24 protein-coding genes are annotated in these 25,533 nt (G+C 65.2%); 10 read left to right on the top strand and 14 right to left on the bottom strand.

The genetic code is table 11. The features are described 5' to 3' along the window. Positions 1-60: 60 nt before the first annotated feature. Entirely contained in the window at positions 61-582 is a 522-nt protein-coding gene (locus tag QGV54_RS04980; protein ID WP_281017946.1) for a histidine phosphatase family protein, read from the top strand. Between the two features lie 113 nt (positions 583-695). On the opposite strand, the gene QGV54_RS04975 is transcribed toward QGV54_RS04980, so the two are convergent. The 5 genes from QGV54_RS04975 to QGV54_RS04955 all read right to left on the bottom strand — a co-directional run bounded on the left by QGV54_RS04975 (position 696) and on the right by QGV54_RS04955 (position 5,050). After that, positions 696-1,466, bottom strand: a complete 771-nt coding sequence (locus tag QGV54_RS04975) for a hypothetical protein (RefSeq protein ID WP_281017947.1) — start codon at positions 1,464-1,466, stop codon at positions 696-698. After that, the gene (locus QGV54_RS04970; RefSeq protein WP_281017948.1) at positions 1,463-2,152 is read right to left on the bottom strand and encodes a hypothetical protein; all 690 of its coding nucleotides are present in this window, start codon (positions 2,150-2,152) and stop codon (positions 1,463-1,465) included. The genes QGV54_RS04975 and QGV54_RS04970 overlap by 4 nt, the downstream gene beginning before the upstream one ends. Then, complete coding sequence (locus QGV54_RS04965) at positions 2,149-2,889, bottom strand: hypothetical protein (protein WP_281017950.1); 741 nt, start codon at positions 2,887-2,889, stop codon at positions 2,149-2,151. Before QGV54_RS04965 ends, QGV54_RS04970 begins: the two co-directional genes overlap by 4 nt. Positions 2,890-2,965: 76 nt before the next feature. Then, on the bottom strand, positions 2,966-3,751 hold the full coding sequence (locus QGV54_RS04960; protein ID WP_348637648.1) for a glucose 1-dehydrogenase: 786 nt from the start codon (positions 3,749-3,751) through the stop codon (positions 2,966-2,968). A gap of 21 nt (positions 3,752-3,772) precedes the next feature. Then, complete coding sequence (locus QGV54_RS04955) at positions 3,773-5,050, bottom strand: MFS transporter (RefSeq protein WP_281017952.1); 1,278 nt, start codon at positions 5,048-5,050, stop codon at positions 3,773-3,775. A 137-nt stretch (positions 5,051-5,187) separates the two neighbouring features. Between QGV54_RS04955 and QGV54_RS04950 the strand changes: the two genes are divergently transcribed. Then, entirely contained in the window at positions 5,188-5,655 is a 468-nt protein-coding gene (locus QGV54_RS04950; RefSeq protein ID WP_281017953.1) for a hypothetical protein, read from the top strand. Between the two features lie 15 nt (positions 5,656-5,670). Here the strand turns inward: QGV54_RS04950 and QGV54_RS04945 are convergent, their stop codons facing one another. Together QGV54_RS04945 and QGV54_RS04940 are read right to left on the bottom strand one after the other, a co-directional pair. Continuing rightward, positions 5,671-7,107, bottom strand: a complete 1,437-nt coding sequence (locus tag QGV54_RS04945; RefSeq protein ID WP_281017954.1) for a PP2C family protein-serine/threonine phosphatase — start codon at positions 7,105-7,107, stop codon at positions 5,671-5,673. Continuing rightward, complete coding sequence (locus QGV54_RS04940; protein ID WP_281017955.1) at positions 7,107-8,927, bottom strand: ATP-binding cassette domain-containing protein; 1,821 nt, start codon at positions 8,925-8,927, stop codon at positions 7,107-7,109. The genes QGV54_RS04945 and QGV54_RS04940 overlap by 1 nt, the downstream gene beginning before the upstream one ends. 124 nt (positions 8,928-9,051) lie before the next feature. Here QGV54_RS04940 and QGV54_RS04935 point away from each other — a divergent pair, with 124 nt between their 5' ends. Then, the gene (locus QGV54_RS04935) at positions 9,052-10,917 is read left to right on the top strand and encodes an ABC transporter ATP-binding protein (protein ID WP_281017956.1); all 1,866 of its coding nucleotides are present in this window, start codon (positions 9,052-9,054) and stop codon (positions 10,915-10,917) included. A gap of 2 nt (positions 10,918-10,919) precedes the next feature. Here QGV54_RS04935 and QGV54_RS04930 read toward each other — a convergent pair whose 3' ends face one another. Both QGV54_RS04930 and QGV54_RS04925 read right to left on the bottom strand, forming a co-directional pair. Next, the gene (locus tag QGV54_RS04930) at positions 10,920-11,417 is read right to left on the bottom strand and encodes an anthrone oxygenase family protein (RefSeq protein ID WP_281017957.1); all 498 of its coding nucleotides are present in this window, start codon (positions 11,415-11,417) and stop codon (positions 10,920-10,922) included. 24 nt (positions 11,418-11,441) lie between these two features. Next, positions 11,442-12,071: an NAD(P)-binding oxidoreductase gene (locus tag QGV54_RS04925; protein ID WP_281017958.1), complete on the bottom strand. Its 630-nt coding sequence runs from the start codon at positions 12,069-12,071 to the stop codon at positions 11,442-11,444. Between the two features lie 80 nt (positions 12,072-12,151). Between QGV54_RS04925 and QGV54_RS04920 the strand changes: the two genes are divergently transcribed. Next, the gene (locus QGV54_RS04920) at positions 12,152-12,751 is read left to right on the top strand and encodes a TetR/AcrR family transcriptional regulator (protein WP_281017959.1); all 600 of its coding nucleotides are present in this window, start codon (positions 12,152-12,154) and stop codon (positions 12,749-12,751) included. Between the two features lie 62 nt (positions 12,752-12,813). Here the strand turns inward: QGV54_RS04920 and katG are convergent, their stop codons facing one another. Continuing rightward, positions 12,814-14,982: a catalase/peroxidase HPI gene (gene katG / locus QGV54_RS04915; protein ID WP_348637649.1), complete on the bottom strand. Its 2,169-nt coding sequence runs from the start codon at positions 14,980-14,982 to the stop codon at positions 12,814-12,816. Between the two features lie 179 nt (positions 14,983-15,161). On the opposite strand from katG, the gene QGV54_RS04910 reads away from it, so the two are divergent. Next, the gene (locus tag QGV54_RS04910) at positions 15,162-16,070 is read left to right on the top strand and encodes a hydrogen peroxide-inducible genes activator (RefSeq protein ID WP_281017961.1); all 909 of its coding nucleotides are present in this window, start codon (positions 15,162-15,164) and stop codon (positions 16,068-16,070) included. On the opposite strand, the gene QGV54_RS04905 is transcribed toward QGV54_RS04910, so the two are convergent. Both QGV54_RS04905 and QGV54_RS04900 read right to left on the bottom strand, forming a co-directional pair. Continuing rightward, a complete protein-coding gene (locus QGV54_RS04905; protein WP_281017962.1) occupies positions 16,050-17,201 on the bottom strand; it encodes an acyl-CoA dehydrogenase family protein in 1,152 nt (383 codons plus the stop codon). The genes QGV54_RS04910 and QGV54_RS04905 overlap by 21 nt on opposite strands. A gap of 5 nt (positions 17,202-17,206) precedes the next feature. Next, complete coding sequence (locus QGV54_RS04900; protein ID WP_281017963.1) at positions 17,207-18,409, bottom strand: acyl-CoA dehydrogenase family protein; 1,203 nt, start codon at positions 18,407-18,409, stop codon at positions 17,207-17,209. A gap of 159 nt (positions 18,410-18,568) precedes the next feature. Between QGV54_RS04900 and QGV54_RS04895 the strand changes: the two genes are divergently transcribed. Next, positions 18,569-19,150 (top strand): VTT domain-containing protein, encoded by a 582-nt coding sequence (locus QGV54_RS04895; protein ID WP_281017964.1) that lies wholly within the window; start codon positions 18,569-18,571, stop codon positions 19,148-19,150. A gap of 30 nt (positions 19,151-19,180) precedes the next feature. On the opposite strand, the gene QGV54_RS04890 is transcribed toward QGV54_RS04895, so the two are convergent. Together QGV54_RS04890 and QGV54_RS04885 are read right to left on the bottom strand one after the other, a co-directional pair. Beyond that, entirely contained in the window at positions 19,181-19,375 is a 195-nt protein-coding gene (locus QGV54_RS04890; protein ID WP_281017965.1) for a DUF1653 domain-containing protein, read from the bottom strand. Beyond that, on the bottom strand, positions 19,368-19,955 hold the full coding sequence (locus QGV54_RS04885; protein WP_281017966.1) for a TetR/AcrR family transcriptional regulator: 588 nt from the start codon (positions 19,953-19,955) through the stop codon (positions 19,368-19,370). The genes QGV54_RS04890 and QGV54_RS04885 overlap by 8 nt, the downstream gene beginning before the upstream one ends. A gap of 128 nt (positions 19,956-20,083) precedes the next feature. On the opposite strand from QGV54_RS04885, the gene QGV54_RS04880 reads away from it, so the two are divergent. From QGV54_RS04880 to QGV54_RS04865, 4 genes are all read left to right on the top strand, one after another. Then, a complete protein-coding gene (locus QGV54_RS04880) occupies positions 20,084-22,249 on the top strand; it encodes a molybdopterin cofactor-binding domain-containing protein (RefSeq protein WP_281017967.1) in 2,166 nt (721 codons plus the stop codon). A 13-nt stretch (positions 22,250-22,262) separates the two neighbouring features. Continuing rightward, a complete protein-coding gene (locus QGV54_RS04875; RefSeq protein ID WP_281017968.1) occupies positions 22,263-22,724 on the top strand; it encodes a (2Fe-2S)-binding protein in 462 nt (153 codons plus the stop codon). 158 nt (positions 22,725-22,882) lie between these two features. Next, positions 22,883-23,821 carry a cyclase family protein gene (locus QGV54_RS04870; protein ID WP_281017969.1) on the top strand — a complete coding sequence of 313 codons (939 nt, stop codon included), beginning with the start codon at positions 22,883-22,885 and terminating at the stop codon, positions 23,819-23,821. A 45-nt stretch (positions 23,822-23,866) separates the two neighbouring features. Continuing rightward, on the top strand, positions 23,867-25,525 hold the full coding sequence (locus tag QGV54_RS04865) for an AMP-binding protein (protein WP_281017970.1): 1,659 nt from the start codon (positions 23,867-23,869) through the stop codon (positions 25,523-25,525). Positions 25,526-25,533: the final 8 nt, after the last annotated feature.

Below are 25,533 nucleotides of genomic sequence, written 5' to 3'. Positions count from 1 at the left end.
TCGCGCGGATTTACAGCATTTCCCTTGCAGTGATTTGACGCCCCCTGCAACACTCGCCGCATGCACCGCCTCCTGCTGCTCCGACACGCCAAGGCCGCCGCTCCCGCCCCGGGGCAGGTCGACCACGCACGGAACCTGAACCCGCGTGGTCAGGCCGCCAGCCGGGCCATGGGCGCATACATGGCGCAGAACGACCTCAAACCAGATCTCGTGCTCTGCTCCGACGCCCGACGCACGCGGGAGACATGGGACGGCATCTCTGCCGCGAATGGCTGGCAGGAGATCGAGATCCGCTACCTCAAGGCCCTCTATCTGGCCGAATCCAGCCGTATCAGCCAGATCATCGGGCGGGAGGCCGGGTCGGCAGGCACCCTGCTGCTCATCGGGCACAATCCGGGGATCGAGGAACTGGCCGCAGGTCTGGCGGACCGCTCGGACAGGGAGGCCCGTCGGGAACTGGCCGGCGGGATGGCCACCGCGACGCTGGTGGCATTCAACCTCCCCGACGGCTTCGGCGAGCTTCGCCCCGGGACCTGCGCGGTCGACCGTGTCGTCCATCCGCGTGCCCTGATGCAGGAATGAGCGTTCTGCATGAGGAGGGCCATTCCCCTGAACCTTGACCTTTGCAGCGTTGCCAGAGGATTGACCGGTCGTGAACCTCCACAGAACCGGCAAGGCCGACGCAATTCAGGTAATCAGTTCCTTACCTGGCGCAAGGTGTCGAAGAGCGTCTCGCTGTCCTGGTCTGTCGCGGGCGGTGTCGGGTTCAGGTCAACGTTGACAAGACCTATTCCAAACAACCTGTCGCCCACCGGCCCCACCAGGAAATCGGCGAAGAACCAGACTTTCCGATCGGCGCCATCGACGGGAACCTCCGCCAGCAATCCGAGCCGGATCCTGTTGTCCTGGCTGCGTATGTCCAGGTGACCAACGCTGACGCCACCGGTCTCGATCCTGTCCATCATTGATTTCAGGAACAGTTCCCGGGCCAGAAGATGGATCCTGTCGTCGTCGTGGCGGTCCAGAATCCGGACCATGCGCGCGTAGTCCGCGCCGAATTCCTCATCCATGACCAGCGGCAGGCCTTCCCGCCGCATCAGTCCGGCAATGACCATGGGGATCGGGAACCCCATCGGAGCGTTCCCCTCCACCATCGCGCAGGAGGTCGCGAGCACCTTCATCTCCAGCACACTGACGTCGAAGTCAGCCAGTGCGCTCTGCAGGTGTGCAGGGGTTCTCTCGCTGGCAACACAGAAACCGTCCGGCAGCCGGACGGACAGTTCGTGATCGGACAGCGCAAAACGGACGTGGTCGCGGGTCATCTCGGCCGGGGTCATGGTCCCGATGCCCGCAAGCGGCTGAACCGCAAGCTGCCTGGTCGTGGGCTCGACGGGCGCGGTGGACTGACACCCGGCGGTGACGCCGAGCAGCAGGACAAGAATTCCTCCGACAACTGACCGCTTCAATCGACTTCCCTCAGTTCCGCGCGCAACTCATGTGCTGCCGTCAGGCTCGCGGTATCGCCGGATACAGTAGCGAACTCCACAACCGAGGTAACAAGGAAAACACCTGCAATCGGTTCCGCGAGCGCCGCCGCCCGGAAAGGGTCCTGGCGGCCCGAACGATCCAATTCGCCCGCCGCCGCAACCCCAATCCGGTCCCGGTCCGTCGCCAGTTCGATTGCCGCGATCCTTGCCGGAACGTTCCTTTGGTCCAGCAACTCCCGCACCACATCCAGAATGGCGTCAGGTGACGCAAAGGCCTTGAGGTAGCGCGCGCTGTTGCGAATGGCCTGCCAGAACACGTCGCCACTGCCATCGGCGGGGATCGCGCCCCCGTCCCGCGTCAGGATGCCAAAGGCAAGAACGCGCAGGGTCTGCCCATGCCGGATATTCGACCGCAGCCCGCTGAGCTGATCGCAGGGCATGGCCATCGCCTTCACCTCGACCCCACGCTGACGCACCAGGTCCAGATCGCGCTGCAGCCCCTCCGCTGCGGTCGGGCCCGGAGACAGCCCGTCGCAATAGCCCGCAGGCAGGTCGAACGCGAAATTCGCCGACCCCGCACGAAACCGGACCTCTGCCCCCGACGCCGTGCCCGTGCCGGCCAGCACCGAAAGCGTCAATGCGACGGTGGCCAGTGTTCGGATCAAACCGATGCCTCTTCGCCGAGCAGGCCGTAGATCAGGCGCTTCATGACATCCATTGCACGGATCTCGGCCTGAACGCTGCGGTCTGTCGTGAACGCAACCTGGACCTGCAGGCCATCAACCACGGTCTTGCCGAAGATCTGGACCAGATCACGGGAGCTGCCCGACAGCACGTGACGGTAGGGCAGGCGAAAGTAGGCGGCATAGGAGTCACTCTCGATCAGTTCCAGCCGCGCTTTGCCTTCGATGCGGCGGGACTTGTGGCTCCCCCTGCGCGCAAAGAATTCCTCCAGCTTCTGCTGGGACTCATTGCCCTCCTCAAGGACATCGCGATCATCCCATGCGCGGATGATCGCTTCGATGTAGGTCGCCCGGCTGCCCGCAAACCGCTTCGGCACGCCATTGGGCATGAAGACGGAGACTTCCCCTTCGGCAGCAAGAGACTGGATGAAGCTCGACTGGATCGCCTGATAGTCGTGGCAGGTGATGAAGTAGGCGACCTTGCGCCAGTTGCCCTCCACCGCATCGAAGGCCGCCCAGATACGCCCCTCGAAATCGTCGGCATAGCCCCCGCGCGGCACAAGACAGTAATTGCCGTCAAGTTCAACGCGCAGGGGGGTCGCGCCGGCAATGGCCGTGGTCACCCGGACTTCCCGCGCCTCGGGGACGCCGGTGGTGGTCTGGCAGCTTGCCAGCCCCACCAGCATCAACGTGGCGACGGTCAGCAGGATCTGTCTCATGGTCTCGTGTCACTCCGGATCAGCCTGCAACCCAGAGTGACACCAACCTCGATCTTCGTCGAGTAACGGCTGCGCGCTATCGCGCCATCGCCAGCGAGAACCCCAGGTGGGCGCCGCCATCAACCATCACGAATTCGCCCGTCACCAGTTCGGAGCCCTTGATCAGCCAGAGGATGATCTCGGCATTGTCCTCCGGCGTCGAGACCCGCTGCAACGGCAGGGTGCGCTGCTGGTTGGCGAGCAGCTGATCATATTTCTCCTTGCCCATGCCGTTCTCGAGCCAGCGGGACTGGATCATGCCGGGGCAGATCGTGTTGACCCGGATCTCCGGCCCCAGTGAACGGGCGAGCGACATGGTCATGGTGTTCAGCGCGCCCTTGGACGCCGCATAGGCCATGCAGGAACCGATGCCGGTCACCCCCGCGATGGAGGAGACATTGGTGATGGAGGCCTTGCCAGCGGACCGCAGGTGCGGCTCCGCCCACTTCGCCATCTGGTACGGGCCGATGACGTTGACGGCATAGATGTCCTGGAAGTCCTGCGCGGTCAGGGCCGACAGGTCGGACTGGTCGGCGAACTTGGTCGTGCCCGCATTGTTGACCACGTGATTGAGCTTGCCCCACTTGTCGATCGCGGCATCGACGAGCTTCTTGCAGTCCGCGTCCTCCGCCACGTTGGCCTGAACCGTGATGGCCTCCACCCCCAGATCGCGACAGGCCTGCGCGGTCTCCTGCGCCTCCTTCTCGCTGCGGGTATAGTTGACGACGACATTGCAGCCGTCTGCTGCCAGCGCCCGAGCAACGGCAGCACCAACGCCGGTGGCCGAACCTGTAACGATGGCCGCCTGGCCCTTGAGATCAATCATGATGTCCTCCCTCTCACGTCACTTGCCCCTGTCAGGGACCATGAACCAGATGAATGCAAGTAATTCCGCAGCGATGATGGCCAGCAGACCGACCTGATACCCTTCGCTGGCATAGCCGCCCAGCGCCGTGCGCGGATACTGGTCGATGACCCAGCCGATGCCGGACGCAGTGGCGAAGACCCCGATGAAGACGAACACATTCAGCGCGGTATTGACCCGTCCGGCCAGCTTCAGATCGAAGCGCCCACACAACAGCGGGAACGCCAGGGCGGAAATGTTGGAACTCAGGCCCAGCAGGACCCAGGGCCAGTGCGCCTGAGGATCGACCTCCATGGCGATGGAGCCCTGGGCCAGCAGCAGCCCGATGACGCCCCCTCCCATGACCATGCTCAGTGGCACGCCCCGACGGGTAAGGACATCGGCCACCACACCACCGGCCACGAAGCCGACAGTCAGCGCGATGGAGAGAGTCTGCAGGTAGACCGCAACGCCGGCCTGTTCGAACCCCGCCACATCCTTCAGCCACAGGCCGGCCCACTGGGCATGGATCGCCATGCCGGTGGACATGGTCAGGACCGCGATCGGCGCGATGCGCCAGAAATAGCGCCTGCCATAGATCTGGCGCAGGCTGCCCAGCAGTTCCCGGAAGGGAATGGCGGCGGTGCTGCCCGGCTTCTCCGGCACGACAAGGAAGATCAGCAGGGCCGACGCGACTGTCGCGGCGGCGATGTAGAAGAACAGCTCCTGCCAGCCCAGACCGACATCCCCCAGCAGGAATTCGACCGGTGTCGTGGCCGTCAGCGCCCCCAGTCCGCCCAGGCCCAGCAGGCAGCCGTTCACCAATGGCCAGCGCGACTGCGGGAACCAGAGCGTGATCGCCTTAAGGGAGGCCATCAGCCCGCCGGCGCAGCCGAGGCCGATCATGGCGCGTCCGATGACCAGCGTTTCGGCGTTCTCGCCCAGCCCGAAGACCACGGCACCGGACGCCGCGATCAGCAGCAGGACGGCCTGACAACGGCGCGGTCCGAAACGGTCGAGCATCATGCCCAGCGGCAGTTGCGCCAGTCCGAAGGCCAGGAAATAGGCCGCCCCGACCAGTCCCAGCACATCCGCGTCCAGCGCCAGATCATGACGTACCCGGTCGCCGATCAGTGATGGCAGGGCACGGTAGAGATAGGAAAGGAAATAGCCTGACGCAAAGGGCAGGAAGACGACCACGACAATGCGAATCCATTGCGCGCGTGTCTGCTCCACCCCGTCTGCCGCAACGGGTGCTGCTGTATCTGACCGACTCACTGACGTCTCCTCGACCCGCCGCCGGTTGTTCCGGCGATCACCTGCGAGTCGTTATAGCGCGCTGCGGCGTTCCGGACCATGCCACTGGACACAGCCCCCCATTGCCAAACGCGGCACGCAGCAGGCAAGCTTTGCGGATGAACCGCCTGCATGCCTGGATCGGAATTCCCCTGCTCGCCCTCTTCGCGGGTCAGGCGCTGCCGTCTGTCGCGCTGGCGCAGCAGGGCACCGGCTACAGTCCGCACGTGCAGGTCCTGACCGAAGGCGCCGCGCCCTGCGCGCTGGATCGCCGCTATCTCGCCGAGGCGATCTCCCGCGCCCTGGCGCTGCGCCATGGCACGACGCCGGTCCGGACCAAGATCTTCGTCCGCGTCCGCTCCGTCTGGAAACTTGATGGCTGCCACGACAGGCTCGACGTCTACTACAGCACCCGCCGCGATCTGGGCAGCAATGCACGTGAGACATTCTTCACGCCGCACTCCAGCCATCACCAGCGCGTCGAACCCCTCGACGCCCGCCCCGCCCGCTATCGCAACGCCACCGACGAGGCCCTTCGCCTGTTCGACCGCACCAACCGCGACCTGAACCTGATCCCGATGAACTGAGGGTCGGTGACGGGCTCAGGCGGAGGGGCCGTTCCAGCGCAGCGCGAGCATGGTCAGGTCATCTGACTGGTCCTGATCGCCCACGAATTCTGCGACCCGGCCACTGATGCCTGTCAGCATCGCCTCCACGCCGACATCGTGCGCGGTTGCGGCGATGGCCAGGTCCAGTCGTTCTCCGCCGAACTCGTCACGCTGCATGTTCAGTGCCTCGGTCACCCCGTCAGTGACGATCAGCAGGGTCGCGCCCGGTGAGAGGCGGATCTGGCCGCTCTCGTAGTCAACCTCCTCAAAGGCGCAGAGGGGTGGCCCGCCGACGCGCGGGCTGTGGGTCGGTGCCGCACTGTCCGTCGTGATGATACGGGCCGGTTCGTGGCCCGCATTGCAGTAGTCGATGGTGCCCGTCGCGGTATCGAGAATACCGGCGAAGCAGGTCACGAACTGGTTGTCATGATCCTCCCGCAGCAGCTCCCGGCTGACTTCACCGGCCACATCACCGATCGCGCGGTCATGGCGCAGCACGGCGCTCTTCATCATCACCTTGGTCATGGCCATGAGCAGGCTGGAGGTAACGCCCTTGCCGCAGACATCGCCGACCATGAAGAACAGCCGGTGACCGTCGATCATGAAGAAGTCATAGAGGTCGCCGGTCATTTCCTCCGCCGAGCGGTGGGCGACGGCAAGGTCGAACCGCGCGTCCCCTGCGGACAGGTCTGTCGGCTCCGGCAACAGGCGGCGCTGGATACGGCTTGCCGCCGCCATCTCCGACCGGCGCTGGACGACCTCGAGCCGATGCACCTCGCGCTCCACCATGGCTGCCACACCCGAGCGGAAGATCAGCCAGTTCATCCTGATGGCGACCCCGGCGGTGCCGGTGAAGCCCAGTGCCATCAGAACCTTCTGGAGGGGCGACACGTTCTGATCGCTGACCAGGGAGCCAAACAGCATCGCGGCGATCATCGGCAGCAGAAAGGCAATGGTCAGTCGCGGGATCATGTAGGTGGAGGCCAGTGTCATGCCGCCCAGACCAAAGGCCATCACCGCAAAGGTCGTGCGTCCGACGTTGTCGTCGTTGGGCATGGCGAACGTGATGGCCCAGGCAAAATGACACCCGATCGCGAACGCCCAGATCAGGGACGCCCGACCGATGGCCGTGCCCCTGAACAGCAGCGCGCGACCTGTCCGCTGCCGCCAGAGCCGGTAGAGCGGAAGCGACAGCAGGACCAGCAGGATGGAACCCCAGACCACGCCGCCGACCAGAGGAATGTGGACCCAGTACTTGCCGATTCCCAGACCCGCGAAGACGAGCAGCACGACAACGATGCCCGGCGTCAGACGGTTGGCTGCCAATTCCTGCTGCAAGCGCAGTTCGCTTTCCAGCGTGGGAAAATCAGGTTGATCGTCAGTCTGAATCAGGCTGCCGGGATTTCCCTGCCCCTGATCCGGCGCGACCATCAGCCCGCCTGCCGCTCGGCTGCGATTTCCTCCCGCAGCATTTCCAGTTCCAGCCAGGATTCCTCGGCCTGTTCCTTCTCGCTCTCGGCCGCACCCAGCCGGTCCGTTGCGGCCTGGAATCGGTCGGGGTCGCGTCGGAAGAGACCGGCATCCGCCAGTTCCTTCGTCAGGGTCTGGATCTCCTTCTCCAGGTCGGCGATGCGGCCCGGCAGGGTATCCAGCGCATGCTGCTGCTTGAACGAGAGCTTGCGCCGCTGCGGCGGTGCCTTGGGCGCCGCCTTCTGGCGCTGGGTGGCCCGCTGACCGGTGGGCACCGCCTTGCCGGGCCGGGAGCCACGCTGGGTCAGCATGTCGGAATAGCCGCCCGGATAGCGCTGCCAGACGCCATCGCCTTCCGCCACCAGCACGGCGTCGGCAACGCGGTCGATGAAATCGCGGTCATGGCTGACCAGCAGCACGGTGCCGCCATAGTCCCCCAGCAGTTCCTGCAGCAGGTCCAGGGTCTCGATATCCAGATCGTTCGTCGGCTCGTCCAGGATCAGCAGGTTGGACGGCCGCGCCAGCGCCCGCGCCAGCATCAGCCGCCCCCGCTCCCCACCCGACAGGGCATGGATGGGGGTACGCATCTGCTTCGGGTCGAACAGGAAATCCTTCATGTAACTGACCACGTGACGCGACTGGCCATTGACCATCACTGCGTCCCCGCCGCCGCCCGTCAGCGCGTCCATCAGGCTCCAGTCCGGCGACAGGCTCTCCCGGCGCTGGTCCAGGCTGGCGGTCTCCAGCGCCGTTCCCAGCCGCACCGTGCCGCTGTCGGGCTCGATCTCCCCGGTCAGCAGCCGCAGCAGGGTGGTCTTGCCCGCCCCGTTCGGCCCGACGATCGCCAGCGTCTCGCCCCGCAGCAGCCGCAGGTCCAGGTCGCGCACCACCGGCGGCTGATCGCCCCAGGCGCGGGTCACCCCCTTCGCCTCCGCCACCAGCTTGCCGGAACGCTCCGCCTCCGCCGCCGCCATGCGGACATTGCCCTGCGCGCGCTCGAAGTTGCGCCGTTCGGAACGCAGTGCGTGCAGGTTCCTGAGCCGCCCCATGTTGCGCTTGCGCCGGGCCGTGACGCCCTTGTGGAGCCATTCGGTCTCGGAGACGATCTTGCGGTCCAGGCGGTGCAGTTCCTGCTCCTCCGCCTCCAGCACCTCGTCACGCCAGGCCTCGAAGGCGGCAAAGCCCCGGTCCAGCCGCCGCGTCCGCCCCCGGTCCAGCCAGATCGTGGTGCCGGACAGGTTCTCCAGGAAGCGCCGGTCATGGCTGATCAGCACCAGGGCGGAGCGCATCGACTTCAGCTCCGCCTCCAGCCACTCGATGGCCGGCAGGTCCAGATGGTTGGTCGGTTCGTCCAGCAGCAGGATGTCCGGTGACGGGGCCAGCACCCGCGCCAGCGCCGCCCGCCGCGCCTCCCCGCCCGACAGGTGTGTCGGATCGGCGGTCTCGCTGAGGCCAAGCTGCTCCAGCAGGGATGTCGCGCGATAGGGATCATCGCCAGGGGCCAGCCCCTCGGTGACGAAATCCAGCACCGTCGCGTGGCCGGAAAGATCCGGTTCCTGAGGCAGATAGCGCAGGGTGGTGCCGGGCTGCAGGAACGAATCCGCACTGTCGGCCTGCACGATCCCGGCCACGATCTTCAGCAGGGTCGACTTGCCGGAGCCATTGCGCCCGACCAGTGACACACGCTCCCCGGCCGAGACAACGATCTCCGCGCCGTCCAGCAGCGGTTTGCCGCCGAAGGTCAGGTGCACGTCGCGCAGATGCAGAAGGGGTGGAGCCATGGCGCGCAGTCTTAAGGCCAGTGACCGTCCGATGGAAGAGCGCCGCGCTTGAGAAATTCGTCCGGATGGCTAGATAGTCCGGACCACCCCGATCCGAGACCGGTAACGCTGGAGCCCATCCGCAATGATTTCGCGATTCTATGACTGGCTGGAATCGCGGGTGGACTCCTTTCCCGACACGGTGCCGACGAAGCCACCCTCCCGCTTCCTGGGCTTCATCATTCACTTCTCCCGCCCCTTCCTGCCGCTGATCGTGATCAGTGCGCTGTTCTCCGTCGCGATCGCCATCGTCGAGGTGCTCATGTTCGCCTTCCTGGGCGACATCGTGGACTGGCTGTCCGCGACACAGCCCGACCAGCTCTGGAACGAGCACGGCATTGATCTGGTGCTGATCGCCCTGATGGTCGTGGTGCTCTATCCGCTGCTCTACTTCGTCGGCGAATCGATCAGTCATCAGGGGCTGCTGGGCAACTTCGCCATGCGGACGCGCTGGGAATCGCACCGCTACCTGCTGCGTCAGAGCATGGCCTTCTATCAGGACGACTTCGCGGGCCGGGTGGCCGCGCGGATGATGCAGACCGCGCTGGCGGTGCGGGAAGTCGTGCTGAAGACCTCCGAGATCCTGCTGTTCGTCGCGGTCTATTTCGCCAGCGCACTGGTCCTGTTCGCCAGCGCCGACTGGCGACTGGTCCTGCCGATGCTGGCCTGGCTGGTCGGCTATCTGGTGATCCTGCGGCTGTTCATTCCCCGGCTGGCGGAGGTGTCCCGCGCCCAGGCCGATGCCCGCGCCGATGTCACCGGACGCGTGGTCGACAGCTACACCCACATCGGTACGGTGAAGATGTTCGCCGACGCCAACTACGAGGATGATTATGCCCGAAGTGGCATGAAACGCTTCCTCGGCACGGTCTACGGCCAGATGCGGCTGTCCACGGCGCTCTCGGCTTCCCTGGCGACGCTCAATGCCTTCCTGATCTTCGGGATCGGCGCGGTCGCCATCGCGCTCTGGTCGCACGAGATCATCACCACCGGCGCGATAGCATTTGCCGTCGGGCTGGTGCTGCGCCTGATCGGCATGTCCAACTGGATCCTCTGGGAAGTCGCCAACCTGTTCGAGAATGTCGGCGTCGTGATGGATGGCATCGATACCATCGCCCGCGACCGCAGCGTCGTTGACCGCCCTGACGCCAGGCCGCTGAGCGTACAGGAGGGCGAGATCGCCTGGCAGGACATCCACTTCAACTATGGCAAGGTCCTGCCGGAGCAGACCGCCAACGTCATCGACGGCCTGTCCCTGACAATCAAACCGGGGGAGAAGGTCGGGCTGGTGGGACGGTCCGGCGCGGGCAAGTCCACGCTGGTCAGCCTGCTGCTGCGGTTTCACGACCTTGAAGGCGGTCGCATCCTGATCGACGGCCAGGACATTGCCGCCGTGCAGCAGGACAGCCTGCGGGCCGCCATCGGCATGGTGACGCAGGATACGTCCCTGCTGCACCGGACAGTCGCGGAGAACATCGCCTACGGGCGCGCCGAGGCCACGCGGGAACAGGTCATCGCCGCCGCGCGGAAAGCGGAAGCACATGACTTCATCTCCGATCTGGAGGACCTGAAGGGCAACCGGGGCTATGACGCCCACGTGGGCGAGCGCGGTGTGAAGCTGTCCGGCGGCCAGCGCCAGCGCATCGCCATTGCCCGTGTCCTGCTGAAGGATGCGCCGATCCTGATCCTCGACGAGGCAACCAGTGCGCTGGACTCGGAGGTCGAGGCCGCAATCCAGCAGAGCCTCTACAGCCTGATGGAGGGCAAGACCGTGCTCGCCATCGCCCACCGCCTGTCAACGATCGCGGCCATGGACCGTCTGGTGGTGATGGATCAGGGCCGCATCGTCGAGCAGGGGACGCATGCGGAACTGATCCACCGGGATGGTCTCTATGCCGAACTCTGGGCCAGGCAGTCCGGCGGCTTCCTGGCCCGGGAAGAGGTCGCCTGAACTCACCCTGCCTGAGCCAGCAGCACCGCCGCGACCATGTAGCAGACGGCGGTGCCTGCCGCGGCAAGGGTGCGCAGATGGTTCCAGGGCAGCCAGCCACCGACATAGTCCGGCCAGTAGGCCTGTGCCTCGCCTCCGGCCAATGACATTCCGTCCAGGCGGATGTTCATGGGCACGTTGGCAACCACGGTGACGCCGAAGACGCCGAACAGGTAGAGACTGGCCGCCGCCACCAGCCAGGGCAAGGCCACCGGCTGAGCCAGCATCGCCGCAGCAATCGCTGCCGCAGCAGACACCGGCACCAGCCCGACCAGCAGGACAAGGAAGACCGATCGATAGACCTTCCGGTTGATCATCTGCATCGCTGCGCTGCCCGTCGCCGCGTCGCCACGGCCGAGGGACGGCATCACCAGATCGGAAAAGGTCATGAAGACACCGGCGACCACCGCACTTGGCATGGCCAGGGCGAGCATGGACCAGGAGACGAGTTCGTTTGACATGGTGCTGTTCCCTGTTGTCGTTGTTCAGTGAGAGATCGCGACGGCAGACCGGACACGGCTGCGGTCGGTGAGCTGGCGCGCCAGAAATGCGGCGATGTCGGCCCGTGAGATCTTCAGCTTCAGGCGCCGTTCCTCCGGTCCGAAACCCTCCATGTAGTCATCGGTCTCGGGTCCGTCGGTGAAGGCGCTGGGCCGCACGATGGTCCAGTCCAGACCACTCGCCCGCACCAGGTTTTCCTGCAGCTCGTGATCCAGGAACACCGGGCGCAGCAGCAATCCGAACATGATCCGTTTCCAGAAGAAATTCAGGTTGCTCCAGCTCTCATGCGCCCCGAGCGTCGACTGGCAGATCAGCCGCGACACGCCGTGGGCCTGCATGCCGCGAATGACGTTCATGGTGCCGGTCGAGCGGACGACGCTCTTGCGCGAGGTGCCGGCACCCAGCGTCACCACGACCGCATCATGGCCGGCAATGGCCTCCGCCACGGCCCCTTCGTCCCCCGCATCCCCGGCCACCAGCCGCAGGGCCGGGTCGCTGATTTCCAGTCGCTCCGGGTGCCGCGCGAAGGCGGTTACCTGATGCCCGTCGGCGAGCATCCGACGCACGGCAAGTGCGCCAACGGTTCCGGTCGCTCCAAAGATGATGACGTTCATTTCGCTCTCCTGTTTGCGTGTTGACGTCGCTTGACATAGTGTCAAGTTGACACCGTGTCAAGCGACGTCATACTGCCGCCATGACAGAAAAGACCCCATCAACCCGTGACCGCATCCTGCAGGCCACGCTGGACCTGCTTCAGGCCGGTGGCGGCAGCGGCGTGCGCATGTCGGACATCTCCAGGGCTGTCGGCATCAGCCGCCAGGCGCTGTACCTGCATTTCCCCAACCGCGCCGACCTGCTGGTCGCAGCCAGCCGTCATATCGATGAGCAGAACGAGGTGGAGCGGCGGCTGGTGCCGAGCCGCACCGCAGCAACGGGCCGGAAACGGCTGGACGCCTGGATCGATGCTCTCGGCAACTACATTCCCGTCGTCCATGGGGTGGCGAAGGCGCTGCAGGCAATGAAGGACACGGACGAGGCCGCGATGACGGCCTGGAACGACCGGATGCAGGCGATCCGGCACGGGTGCGCTGCCGCGATCGCCGCGCTGGACCGGGACGGCGAACTGACCGGGGATCTGACGCAGGAAGAGGCAACGGACTGGCTCTGGATGCTGCTCGCGTTCCGGAACTGGGAGCATCTTTGCCGCGAATGCGGCTGGCCGCAGGAACGCTATGTCCGTGTCATGCAGCAGACGGCGGCGCTGGCGCTGACCGGCAGGTCCGACGCCGCCTGAAACGCAGAAGGCCCGACCGTTTCACCGGCCGGGCCTTCCATCATTCCGGTGCTGAAGCCGGATCAGGCGAGATCGAAGCGATCCGCGTTCATCACCTTGTTCCATGCGGCGACGAAATCGCTGACGAAGCGGTCCTGCGCGTCGTCGGAGGCATAGACCTCCGACAGGGCCCGAAGCTGCGAGTTCGATCCGAAGACCAGATCGACGCGGGTACCGGTCCATTTCACGGCACCGGTGCCGCGGTCGCGACCTTCGAAGACCCCCTCGCCTTCCGAGACTTCCGTCCATTCCGTGCCCATGTCGAGCAGATTGACGAAGAAGTCGTTGGTCAGCGTTCCGGGGCGGTCGGTCAGCACACCATGCGACGACTGTCCGGTGTTCGCGCCCAGCACCCGCAGGCCACCGACCAGCACCGTCATCTCCGGCGCACTCAGGGTCAGCAACTGGGCCCGGTCGATCAGCAGTTCCTCCGCCGATACCGTGAACTTCCGCTCCAGGTAATTGCGGAAGCCATCGGCGCGCGGCTCCAGAACACTGAAGGAGTCGGCATCGGTCTGTTCCGCCGACGCATCGGTGCGGCCCGGCGTGAACGGCACCTGCACGTCATGCCCGGCATCCTTCGCTGCCTTCTCGATGGCCGCACAGCCTCCCAGCACGATCAGGTCGGCCAGCGAAACCTGCTTGCCGCCGGTCTGGGCCTCGTTGAACGACTGCTGCAGACGCTCGAGCACCGCCAGCACCTTCGCCAGTTGCTCCGGCTGGTTGACCGCCCAGTCCTTCTGCGGTGCCAGGCGGATACGTGCGCCATTGGCGCCGCCCCGCATGTCGGAACCACGGAACGTGGAGGCCGAGGCCCAGGCCGTGGAGACAAGCTCCGCGACCGACAGGCCGGACGCCAGCACCTGCGCCTTCAGGTCGGCGATGTCGGCGGCATCGATCAGCGGATGCGTGACCTCCGGCACCGGGTCCTGCCAGAGCAGTGCCTCCGCCGGGACATCCGCGCCGAGGTAGCGCGAGCGCGGACCCATGTCGCGATGGGTCAGCTTGTACCAGGCGCGGGCAAAGGCGTCGGCAAAGGCCTCCGGGTCCCTGTGGAAGCGGCGCGAGATCTTCTCGTAGGCCGGGTCCATGCGCATCGCCATGTCGGCGGTGGACATCATGGTCGGCACCCGCTTCGACGGATCATCGGCGGCTGCCGCCATGTCCTTCTCCGCCACGTCCTTCGGCTGCCACTGCCAGGCACCGGCGGGGCTCTTCACCAGTTCCCATTCGTAGCCGAACAGCATGTCGAAGTAGCCCATGTCCCACTGCGTCGGGTTGGGCGTCCAGGCCCCTTCCAGACCGCTGGTGATGGCATCGCCCCCCTTGCCGGAACCGAAGCTGTTCTTCCAGCCGAGGCCCATCTGCTCGATGGCTGCCCCTTCCGGTTCGGCGCCGACATTCCCGTCGGGACCGGCACCATGGCACTTGCCGAAGGTGTGGCCACCGGCCACCAGGGCCACCGTTTCCTCATCGTCCATCGCCATGCGGGCGAAGGTCTCGCGGATATCGACACCGGACGCCACCGGGTCCGGCTTGCCGTTCGGCCCCTCCGGATTGACGTAGATCAGGCCCATCTGGACCGCCGCCAGCGGTTCCTCCAGATCACGTTCACCGCTGTAGCGCCTGTCGCCCAGCCACTCGGCCTCCCTGCCCCAGTAGATGTCCTCCTCCGGCTCCCAGACATCGACCCGGCCACCGCCGAAGCCGAAGGTCCTGAAGCCCATGGATTCCAGCGCGCAATTGCCCGCCAGGATCATCAGGTCGGCCCAGGAGATGCTGTTGCCGTACTTCCGCTTGATCGGCCAGAGCAGACGCCGCGCCTTGTCCAGATTGCCATTGTCGGGCCAGCTGTTCAGCGGGGAGAACCGCTGCGAGCCGGAACCCGCGCCTCCCCGGCCGTCGGCGATGCGATAGGTACCGGCGCTGTGCCATGCCATGCGGATGAAAAGCCCGCCATAGTGGCCGTAGTCCGCCGGCCACCAATCCTGGGAGTCGGTCATCAGCGCGTGCAGGTCCTGCTTCAGGGCCTCCAGATCCAGTTCCGAGAACGCCCTAGCATAGTCGAAATCCCTGCCGAGCGGGTCGGAGCGTTCCGAATGCTGGTGCAGGATGCGGAGATTGAGCTGGTTCGGCCACCAGTCGCGGTTCGTCGTCCCGCCCGTGGATCCACTTGTGTTCGCACCATGCATCACGGGGCAGCCACCGGATTGCGGTTTCGCTGTCTCAGCCATTGATCGCTCCCATTCTCGTTCCTGATCACGCGACAGCCGATGCCGGCTGGCGGGAATTTGTTTTCTCCATCGAAAGATATCAGCGTGCATTCATTAGAGGAAATTGCATGTTTTGATCGTTGTGATAACTCTTGCTGATGATCAATCTGACCCTGAAGCAATTGCGCTACTTCGATGCCCTGGCCCGGCATGGGCATTTCGGCCGCGCGGCGGAGGCCTGCGCCATCTCCCAACCGGCACTGTCGATGCAGATCAAGGAGATGGAGGAAACCCTCGGCACCGCGCTGGTCGAACGCGGCGCCCGGCAGATCCGGCTGACCCGATTCGGGGAGGAGACCGCGCAGCGGGTCACGGGCATCCTTCGCGCGGTCGATGAGCTTGGCGACATGGCGCGCGCGTCCAGGGACCGGCTGGTCGGGCGGTTGCGGATCGGCATCATTCCGACGATTGCCCCCTATCTGCTGCCGGCCATCGTGGACGTTCTCGCCGATGTCCACCCGGGGCTGGATCTGATGATCCGCGAGACCCTGACGCCAACCCTGATCCAGGAACTGCGAGAAGGGCAGCTCGACACGGCCATCGTCGCCCTGCCCGTCTCCGAGCCAACACTGACGGAGGCTGCGCTCTTCACAGAGAAGTTCCTGCTCGTCAGACCGGAAGCTGATGCGCACGCTCCCGTTCCGGACAGCGAGATGCTGCGGCAGATGCGCCTGCTGTTGCTGGAGGAAGGGCACTGTTTCAGGGATCAGGCCCTGTCGTTCTGCAAGCTCGCCGCCTCCGCCCCGCGCGAAACGCTGGACGCCAGTTCCCTGTCGACGCTGGTCCAGATGGTCAGTGCGGGCTTCGGGGTTACGCTGATCCCGGAGATGGCGATGCCCGTCGAGACCCGCTCCGCCCCCGTCTCCGTCGCCCGCTTCCCCGAGCCACAGCCTGCGCGGACCGTCGGCATGGTCTGGCGGCGTACAAGTCCGCTGGCCAACCAACTGATGGGAATCGCGGAGATCATCCGGAACAGGCCGGGTATCTCAGGTGTCCTGCCCGGCTGAGTCGATCAGCGCGGCGTAGCGGTCCAGGTGATAGTCGGTGTCGCCGAACAGGACCTCCAGCGCCAGCAGGCGCTTGACGTAGTGGCCGATGTGCAGCTCGTCCGTTGTGCCCATGCCACCATGGATCTGGATGGCCTGCTCCCCGATCAGCCTGGCTGAGCGGCTGACATGCACCTTGATGGCGGAGGCTGCCTTGCGCGCTTCCGTGCCCCCCGCCTGGAATTCCCCGATCACCTGGAGCAGCAGGGCACGGGACTGTTCCTGGGCAACGAACATGTCCACCATCCTGTGCTGCAGGGCCTGGAACTTGCCGATCGGTGTGCCGAACTGCTTGCGCGTGCGGGCATATTCGACCGTGTCGCGGACCAGCACTTCCATGACGCCGACAGCCTCCGCGCAGCAGGCGATGATTGCCTCATCGATCACGGCTTCGATGGCGTCGATGGCGGAGCCGGCCTCCCCCAGTCGGGCAGCGCCTTCGACCCGCACAGTGTCGAACGTGATGTCGGCTGCGCGCAGCCCGTCGATGGTGGGATAATCGCGACGGTGAATGCCGTCGGCATGCCCATCGACCACGAACAGATCGACACCCTGCCGGTCCCGCTCCGCACCGCCTGACCGGGCGGAGACCAGCAGCAGGTCGGCGCTCGGCCCATTCAGCACCAGATGCTTCTCGCCGCTGATCCGGAAGCCGTCCCCGTCCGCCTGAACCGTGCAGCCGACGCAGGCCGGATTGCCGGCGGCGCGGCGCTCCGTGTGCGCAAGGGCAAGCTGAGTCTCGCCCGCGATGACGGGGGACAGGATGGCTTGTCGCTGTTCCGCCGATCCCAGCATCTCAACCAGCCTTCCGCCAAGGACCAGACAGGGCACGAAGGGTTCCGTCACCAGTCCCCTGCCGAGTGCTTCCGTCATCGTTGCCACATCGCGCAGGCTGCCGCCGAAGCCGCCGTTCTCCTCCGCGAACGGCACCGACAGCCAGCCCAGATCGGCGAAGGTCCGCCAGTTGTCCGCGCTGTATCCCAGGTCGGACTCCGCCAGTGCACGACGCACATCGAAGCCATAGTCCTGGGCCACGAACCGGTCCACGCTGTCCTTCAGCATCTGCTGCTCTTCGGAGAGGGCAAAGGTCATGGCGGTCACAGCCCCAGCACGGCCTTGGCGACGATGCTGCGCTGCACCTCCGCACTGCCGCCTGCAATGGTGGTGGAGCGATCATCCAGCCAGGTCGCCATGGCCGTCAGCGCATGGTCCGGCACCAGGGAGCCGACGTTGTTCCCCGGCACCAGCGCCTCCGGCTGCAGCGGCACGCCATTCAGCCCCACGGTCTGCAGCCACAGCTTGTCCAGCGCCTGACGCGCATCCGCCCCGGCAATCTTGAGCACGGAAGCCGCGGGACCGGGGGAACCACCCGCCGCCGTTTCCTCGTTCACCCGCATCTCCGTGGCGATGAAGGCGCGGGCATTGATCTCCGCCTCCGCCAGCTTGCGCCGGAACACGCGGTCGTCGATCAGGGGGGTGCCGTCGGCAGCAACCTCCTCCGAGGCGGAACGGCGGATCTGTCGCAGCCGCTTCTTCAGCGGCGCGGCGTAGCTCATGCTCCGTTCGAACTCCAGCAGGTACTTGGCAACGGTCCAGCCGTCATTCTCCGCGCCGACGCGATTGGCCTGCGGCACCCGCACATCGTCGAAGAAGACCTGATTCTGCTCCTGCACCCCGTTCAGGTTGATGATCGGCTCCACGGTGATCCCGGGCGTGTCCATCTCCAGCAGCAGGAAGGTGATGCCCTGCTGCGGTCGCCCCTCGGTCGAGGTTCGGACCAGCAGGAACATGTGGCTCGCCTCGTGCGCGTTCGACGTCCAGATCTTGCTGCCGTTCAGGATGTAGTCATCGCCGTCCGGCACCGCCGACATCTTCAGGCTGGCCAGGTCCGACCCCGATGCAGGCTCCGAATAGCCCTGACACCAGATGTGCTCGGCCGACAGCAGCCGCGGCAGGTAGTAGTCCTGCTGCGCCTTCGTGCCATGGCCCATCAGCACGGGTCCGCACATGAACAGCCCCTGCATGATGGTCGCCGGGGCACCGGCCAGATCCTGTTCCTCGCGGAAGATCATCTGCTGGCGCAGGTCCCAGCCCGGTCCCCCGTACTCGACCGGCCAGTGCGGCGCGGCCCAACCCTGCCGGTGCAGGATCTTCTGCCAGGCAATGGCGGTGGGCATGTGCGGGAACATGCTGGCGGTCAGACGGGTCGCCTCCCGGATGTCATCGGGCAGGTTCGCGGCCAGGAAGGCACGGACCTCAGCACGAAAGGCCTCGTAGTTGATCATGGCAGATTCGGTCATTGGGTGTCCTTGAACCAGCTCGTCTGAAGCTCTCGAAGCCTAGTCGACGTCAGCTCCGTTTGTCATGGCCTGGTGAACGCGCGATTGCCACGGGTGATCCCTGACAAGGGCTGGATCGTAAGAGCGTCGAAACTCCAAGCGCCACAACAGGAAGCCTCCATGGACGCCATCTTCGACTTGCTGAGGCAGTATGGCCCCTGGGTCTATGGTCTTCTGTTTCTCTATTGCAGCCTGAAGAGCGGTGCACTGCCCCTGTTCGCGGGGTATGCCGCGTATGCTGGAGCACTCGATCCGGTCGCAGTTGCAATCGTCACCTTCTGTGGCGGCTATCTCGGTGATGAGTTGCGGTTTCACCTGGCAAGGCGTCACGGAGCCGGGTTGATGGGACGCCGCGCTTTCACACGAAAGGCGCTGAGCAATGCAACGGCACTGATGAAACGCTACGGCAAACTCTACATCTTTCTCTATCGCTATCCGAAGGGCATGCGCACGGTCGGCGCCCTGCCGGTCGGTCTGGGCACAATGCCTTGGCGGGAGTTCTCTGTGCTCAACGCCTTGTCGGGCGCTCTCTGGACAGGGCTGCTGGTCGGCGGCGGTTATGTCTTCGGGGACATGGTGATGGCATCAGTGGAGAGCAACTGGGGGGTCGCCAGTGTGCTGCTTCTGGTCGGCTTCATCGCGGTCAGCTTCCTTGCCTGGCGCCGCATCAACCAATTTGCAAAGCCTGCCACGGAAGCCTGATCCGTTCGGAGCCAACCGTTCCGCTGGCCCTCAGATTTCCTGGAATCTCTTCCCCTCCCCGCTCGGGTCCGGGCTGTGAAACATGTCGTAGGGCCGGGCCCAGATACGACCGTCGGCGCTCTGGTAGATCACCAGCTTCTCCTCCGTCTCGCTGTGCAGCGCCGTGTGCAGCACGCGATAGAGCCCGCCCTTGTAGTGACGGTGCGTCGGGGTCCAGTCATTCATGCGTTGAGTCCTCCCGTGTACTCGGTTCACCGGACGGCCCCAGCAGCAGGACCGCCTGTACCGCCCGTCGCATCCCGGCCTCGAAGGTCCCAACGTCCTGACTCTCGAGCAACAGACCTTTCGACGCCATGATCAGCAGAAAGGCGCGGCCCTCCGCGTCCGAAGCGTTCCGGCAGATACCGCGATCCAGCATGAACTCCGCCAGATGCGCCGACATCCGGGCCACGCGGTCCACGTTCTCGCGGCGTTGGGTGTCCACCCCCATGTCCAGGATCTCCGCCCCGTGCGGCGCGGACCGCAGCAGGGGCAGCACGTCGCTGATCCATGCCATGAAGCAACCTGTCATCGCTGTCTCGGCATCCGTTTCAGGTTCCGCCAGCCGTGCCAGCGCGCGCGCCATGCAGACCTCGGTAAAGCCTGCCGCCGCCCAGCTCAGCACGGCCTTCTTGGTCCGGAACCGATTGTAGAGCGTCTGCCGTGAAACATTCGCCGCCGAGGCAATCTCCGCCATCGATGCCTTGCCGAACCCGTACCCGGCAAAGACCCTGAGGACATTCTCGTATGTTTCCACGTCATCCATGGCCTGGGATTTTACATATTTGACGAATATTGTAAATATTGCCCAAATTGATTTGACGAAGGCTGGTTCCTGCGAACAGGCTTGCGACGCGCGGACTTCGGTCGCCCCCAATACCCGGAAGGACAATCGTGAGCGTATCCGAACTGAGCAGACGCCGTTTCCTGCAACTGGGCCTCGGCGCATCCGCCGGATTGCTGATCGGCTGCGGCAGTCGCGAACTGGACCCCATCGCATCCTTCGCCACGACGCGGGAGGAGCAGCGGTTCCGCAATGCCTGGCTGCATATCGACACCGACGGCGGCATCAACTTCATCGTCCCCTCCACCGAAATGGGCCAGGGCGTTCAGACCGCTCTGACCATGCTGGTGGCGGAGGAGATGGACGCGGACTGGATCAGAATCCGGACGACCTTCGCCCCCTACGACCCGGCCTTCGACAATCCGACCTACTTCATCCAGGTCACGGGTGGCAGCAATTCGGTCAGTTCCTACTGGCTCAAGCTGCGCAAGCTGGGTGCTGCGGCACGTGCGATGCTCGTGGAGGCTGCCGCCCAGAGATGGGACGTGAAACCCGGGGACTGCAGCGTCGCCGGGTCCGTCGTCAGCCATCCGTCCGGCAGGTCGCTGGGTTTCGGGGAACTGGCGGAGGCCGCCGCGCAACTGACGCCCCCCGACGATCCGGTCCTGAAGACGCCGGACCGGTTCAGACTGATCGGCAGGCCGGTTCCCCGGCTGGACACACCCGCGAAGATCAGCGGCGGCGCGATCTACGGCATCGACGTGAAACTGCCCGGCATGCTCTACGCGACCGTGGCGCAGTCCCCGGTGTTCGGCGGCAAGGTGGCGTCCTTTGACGAGGCCGCGGCGATGGCCATGCCGGGCGTGCGCAAGGTCGTGGCCCTGGATGACGGCTTGGCCGTCGTTGCCGACAGTCACTGGCGGGCGCTGAAGGGGCTGGAGGCACTGGCCATCCGGTTCGACGACGGCCCCAACGCGGACAGGAGCTCGGAAGATTTCACCCTGATGCTCGAAGCCTCCATGCAGAAGATGGACAGGGAACCCTTTCCTGACGCTGCCCAGCGCCTCGACGTCGAATACCAGGCACCGTTCCTGGCGCATCAGCCGCTGGAACCGATGAACTGCACTGCGCATGTGACGCCGACTTCGTGCCGTCTCTGGGTCCCGACACAGAACCTGCATGGCGCAGCGGCGGCGGCAGCGGTGGTCACGGGCCTGCCGCGGCAGGAGATCGAGGTCAATGTCACGCATCTGGGCGGCGGTTTCGGACGGCGGCTGGAGAGTGACTTCGTGCAACAGGCGGTCATCATCGCGAAGGACGTCGGGCAACCCGTGCGCCTTCTATGGACGCGCGAAGAGGACATGCAGCATGACTTCTACCGCCCGGTCACCCGCGCCCGGTTCCAGATCGCGCTCGGGGCCGACGGCACCCCGGAGGAATGGTATACCCGGATCGCCTCCCCGTCCTCCTTCCAGAAGGTGCTTGCCGACAACTTCCCGGAGTTCTCCTGGCTGCCGGTCCAGGCCCTGCTGGGGGATGTGAACATGCTGGCGGGGCTTGGCAAATCCTTCGTGCAGAGCAATCCGTTCCCCTATGCGGTCGGCAAGCTGAAGACCGAAGACGAGATCATGGACATCCCCGTTCCGAACGGCTCCCACCGGTCGGTGCAGCATTCCTTCTCCGGCTTCTGCAAGGAGGCGGCGATCGACGAATGCGCCCATGCAGCGGGTCAGGACCCCCTCGCCTACCGGCGCAGGCTGCTGGCGGAGGAACCGCGCTATCTCGGCGTGATGGATCTGGTGGCGGAGAAGGCGGACTGGGGCAGACCACCGCCGGGCCGGTTCCAGGGCCTGGCCGTACACCGGTCATTCGAGACCTATGTTGCCGAGGTGGCGGAAATCTCCTTCACCGAAGACGGCACACTGCGGATCCACCGCATCGTCTGCGCCGTCGATTGCGGCGTCGTGGTCAATCCTGCAATTGCCGAATCACAGGTACATGGCGCGGTGATCTGGGGTCTGGAGAACACGCTGCGCTGCGAGATCACCATCAGGGGCGGACGGGTGGAACAGAGCAATTTCCACGACTACGAGGTGCTGCACCTGCACGAGGCCCCGGACGTCGAAGTACATTTCGTACCCAGTGCGGAGCCGCCGACCGGCCTCGGCGAGCCTGGCGCGCCACCGGTTGCCGCTGCCCTGACCAACGCGATCTTCGCCGCCACGGGGCGCCGTATCCGCACCCTGCCCCTGAGCCGCCACGGCCTGAGTATCTGATCGGAGTTCCACCATGCTGACACTCAAGGTGAATGGACAGACGATGGACGTGGATGTCGAACCGGACACGCCCCTGCTCTGGGTCCTGCGCGAGACCATCGGTCTGGTCGGTACCCGCTTCGGCTGCGGACAGGGTCTGTGCGGTGCCTGCACGGTGCATCTGGACGGGGTCGCGACACGCACCTGCGTCCTGCCGGTCAGTGATGTCGGCACGGCGGAGATCACGACGATCGAAGGCCTCTCGACGGACAATTCCCACCCGGTGCAGCAGGCTTGGACCGAGCTGGATGTGCCGCAGTGCGGCTATTGCCAGTCCGGCCAGATCATGGCCGCCGCCGCACTGCTGGCCGAGAACCCGCTACCGAGCGACAGCGACATCGACGCGGCGATGACCAATATCTGTCGCTGCGGCACCTACAGCCGCATCCGCAAGGGCATCCACCGCGCTGCCGGGCTGGCCGCGCGCACGCAGTAGGCCGGAAACCCCAAGCGATCACACCTGTGGAAGGCGGCGACGGCGCAGCGGTCACCCTCGTTTGTGCTGGACCCGCTTGACCGCACATTCCCCGGCTTGCGAAAGTCCCCGCCGACGGCGCTGCTCTGCAATGCCGTGATCCTGGGGAGGACAAGGCAATGGGCGATCTGCCCGACTACGATGAATTGCCGATCGTTGAAGGCCTGGACATGCGCCATGCGTGGGATGTGCATGGACGCGACGATGATCTCGGCTCGATCAACCTGCTGACGCCGGACCGCGTGAGGGCCGCTGCGGCGCTGGTGAAGTCGGGTCAGATGGTGAACCTTTCGCTGCCGCTGGATGAACCGGCTCCGCCCCTGTTCGGGCGCAAGGCACTGCATCACGACATCTATGCGCTGGACCGCAACACGCTGGATGACAGCGTCGATTCGCTGTTCATGCAGGCATCCAGCCAGTGGGACGGGCTGCGCCACGTCCGGGCGCGGGAACACGGCTATTACACCGGCATCGCCGACGGGTTCGACCCGGGTCGCGGACGGCTGGGGATCGAACACTGGGTGGAGCACGGCATGGCCGGCTGCGGCGTGCTGCTGGACGTTGCGGGCTGGATGCAGGAAACGGGACAGGACTACGACCCGCTGTCGCCGCACCCCGTCTCGGCCGATGACCTGCGCGCCACCGCCGCGCATCAGGGCACGACGATCCGGACCGGCGACATGCTCTGCATCCGCTTTGGCTGGGTGGAGGCCTATCGCGCGCTCGATCCGGCCGGACGACAGGCCTATGCGAACGCGGTGCGCCACGCCGGGCTGGACGGGTCGGAGGACATGGCACGCCAGCTCTGGAACTGGCATGTGGCCTCCATCACCTGTGACAACCCCGCCGTCGAGGTCGTGCCGGGCGATCCGAAGATCGGATCCCTGCACCGGCGGATGATCCCGCTGCTGGGGATGGCCTTTGGCGAGATGTTCGACTTCTCTGCCCTCGCCCCGGCGCTGAAGGCGCGCGGCGACTGGCACTTCATGATGACCGCGATACCTCTGAATCTGCCCGGAGCCATCGGGTCGCCTGCAAACGCACTGGCGATCCTTTAGGAACCGGGGCAGACAAGAACACCGAACGCCGGGGAGGCACCTGAATTGGAAATTGAGATCGACGTCGAGAACTTTCGCAACCGCCGCAACAACCAGCGCTGGAATCGCATGTCGGTGGGCGACATCTTCGAGCGCGTGACGTGGAGCACCCCGGACAAGGAATGCCTGGTCGCCACACCGGATGCGACCGTCAACCCGAAGCACGCCCGCGTCACCTACCGACAGGCGCATGAACTGGTGAACCGGGTCGCCAACGGGCTGCTGGCTCTGGGTCTGCCGGATGCAGCGCGGGTGGCCATGCTCTGCGACAACTCCATTGAGGCCTGGCTGTCGAAGATCGCCATCGCCAAGGCCGGGCTGGTTGCCACACCGATGAACGTGATGATGGCTCCCGACATCATCACTGACGGGTTGCAACGGATGGAGGCCAGTTGCGCCATTGTCGATGCCGACCTGTGGAAGCGCATGGGCCATGCGTTCGAGGCGGCAGGCGTAAAGCCGGTCATGTCGATCGGCGCGGGGCCGGACGACGGCTACCCGTCCTTTGACGACTTCATCGCGGACCAGAGCATCGAGGATCCGGATGTCACGATCCATGCAGATGACGTCTGGGAAGTCCTGTTCACTTCCGGAACGACGGCGAAGCCGAAGGCGGTGATGATCTCCCACACCTATGCCTACATGACCGGGTACAATCACGCCCTGTCGATGACGCGGGGGCTGGACCACGAGAATGAATTGCGCGCAGGCACCTTCACCCCGATGACATTCCATATCGGTGACCTGCTGATGATGATTGCCCCGCTGCTGGCAGGCGGCACCGTGATCATGGGTCGAAAGCCCGAAGGACACGCCATGGCCCAGGCTTGCACAAAAGAAGCCGTCACCAGCCTCTTTGGCGGATCCCCGCAGTTCGTTGAGTCCCTCATCAAGGCTGTCGAGGATTCACCAACCGCCTATGACCTTTCCAACATGAAGGTGATGTTCTACGGCTGGGCACCGCTGGCTCCCGGTTCGCTGGCCAAGTTGCGCCGCATGACCGCTCCGAAACTGAGTGTCTACGGGATCATCGGCCAGACCGAGTGCGTCGTCTGTCACTGCTTCCACATCAACCAGCACCGGGACACCTACCTGCGCAATGCACCGGCAGTGAACCATGTCGGACTGCCCGTGCCGATGCTGGCCTCCACCGTGATGGACGCTGACGGCAACGACCTGCGTGGGCAGCCAGGAGTCCAGGGTGAGGCCGTATATCGTTCGCCCGCCATGTTCTCCGGCTACTACCGTGATCCGGAAGCGACGAAGGAGGCATTGAAGGACGGCTGGCTGCATTCGGGCGACAGCTTCGTCTATGACGAACAGGGCCTGCGCATCATGGTCGACCGCTACAAGGACATCGTGAAGTCCGGTGGCGAGAACGTCTCTTCCATCCGGGTGGAAGCCGTGCTGCAGCAGCATCCGTCAATTGCCCGTGCCGCAGTCGTCGGTGTTCCCGACGACCGGTGGGGCGAGATGGTCACGGCCTGCGTCGTGCCCAAGCCGGGTGCCACGCTGGATGAGGATGCGATCATCGCCTTCGCGCGTGAACAGCTCGCCGGTTTCGAGACGCCGAAGCGCATTGTGCCGATGGAATCCTTCCCCGAAACGGTCGGCGGCAAGATCCTGAAGTACAAGCTGCGGGCAATACTGGCGGAGGGGGCCTGAGCCCCTCA

It is taken from the genome of Minwuia sp. IMCC3060 (assembly GCF_029909435.1).
In the GTDB taxonomy this organism is placed as follows: Bacteria; Pseudomonadota; Alphaproteobacteria; order Minwuiales; family Minwuiaceae; genus Minwuia.
This window is presented reverse-complemented; position numbering and strand designations above follow the sequence as displayed.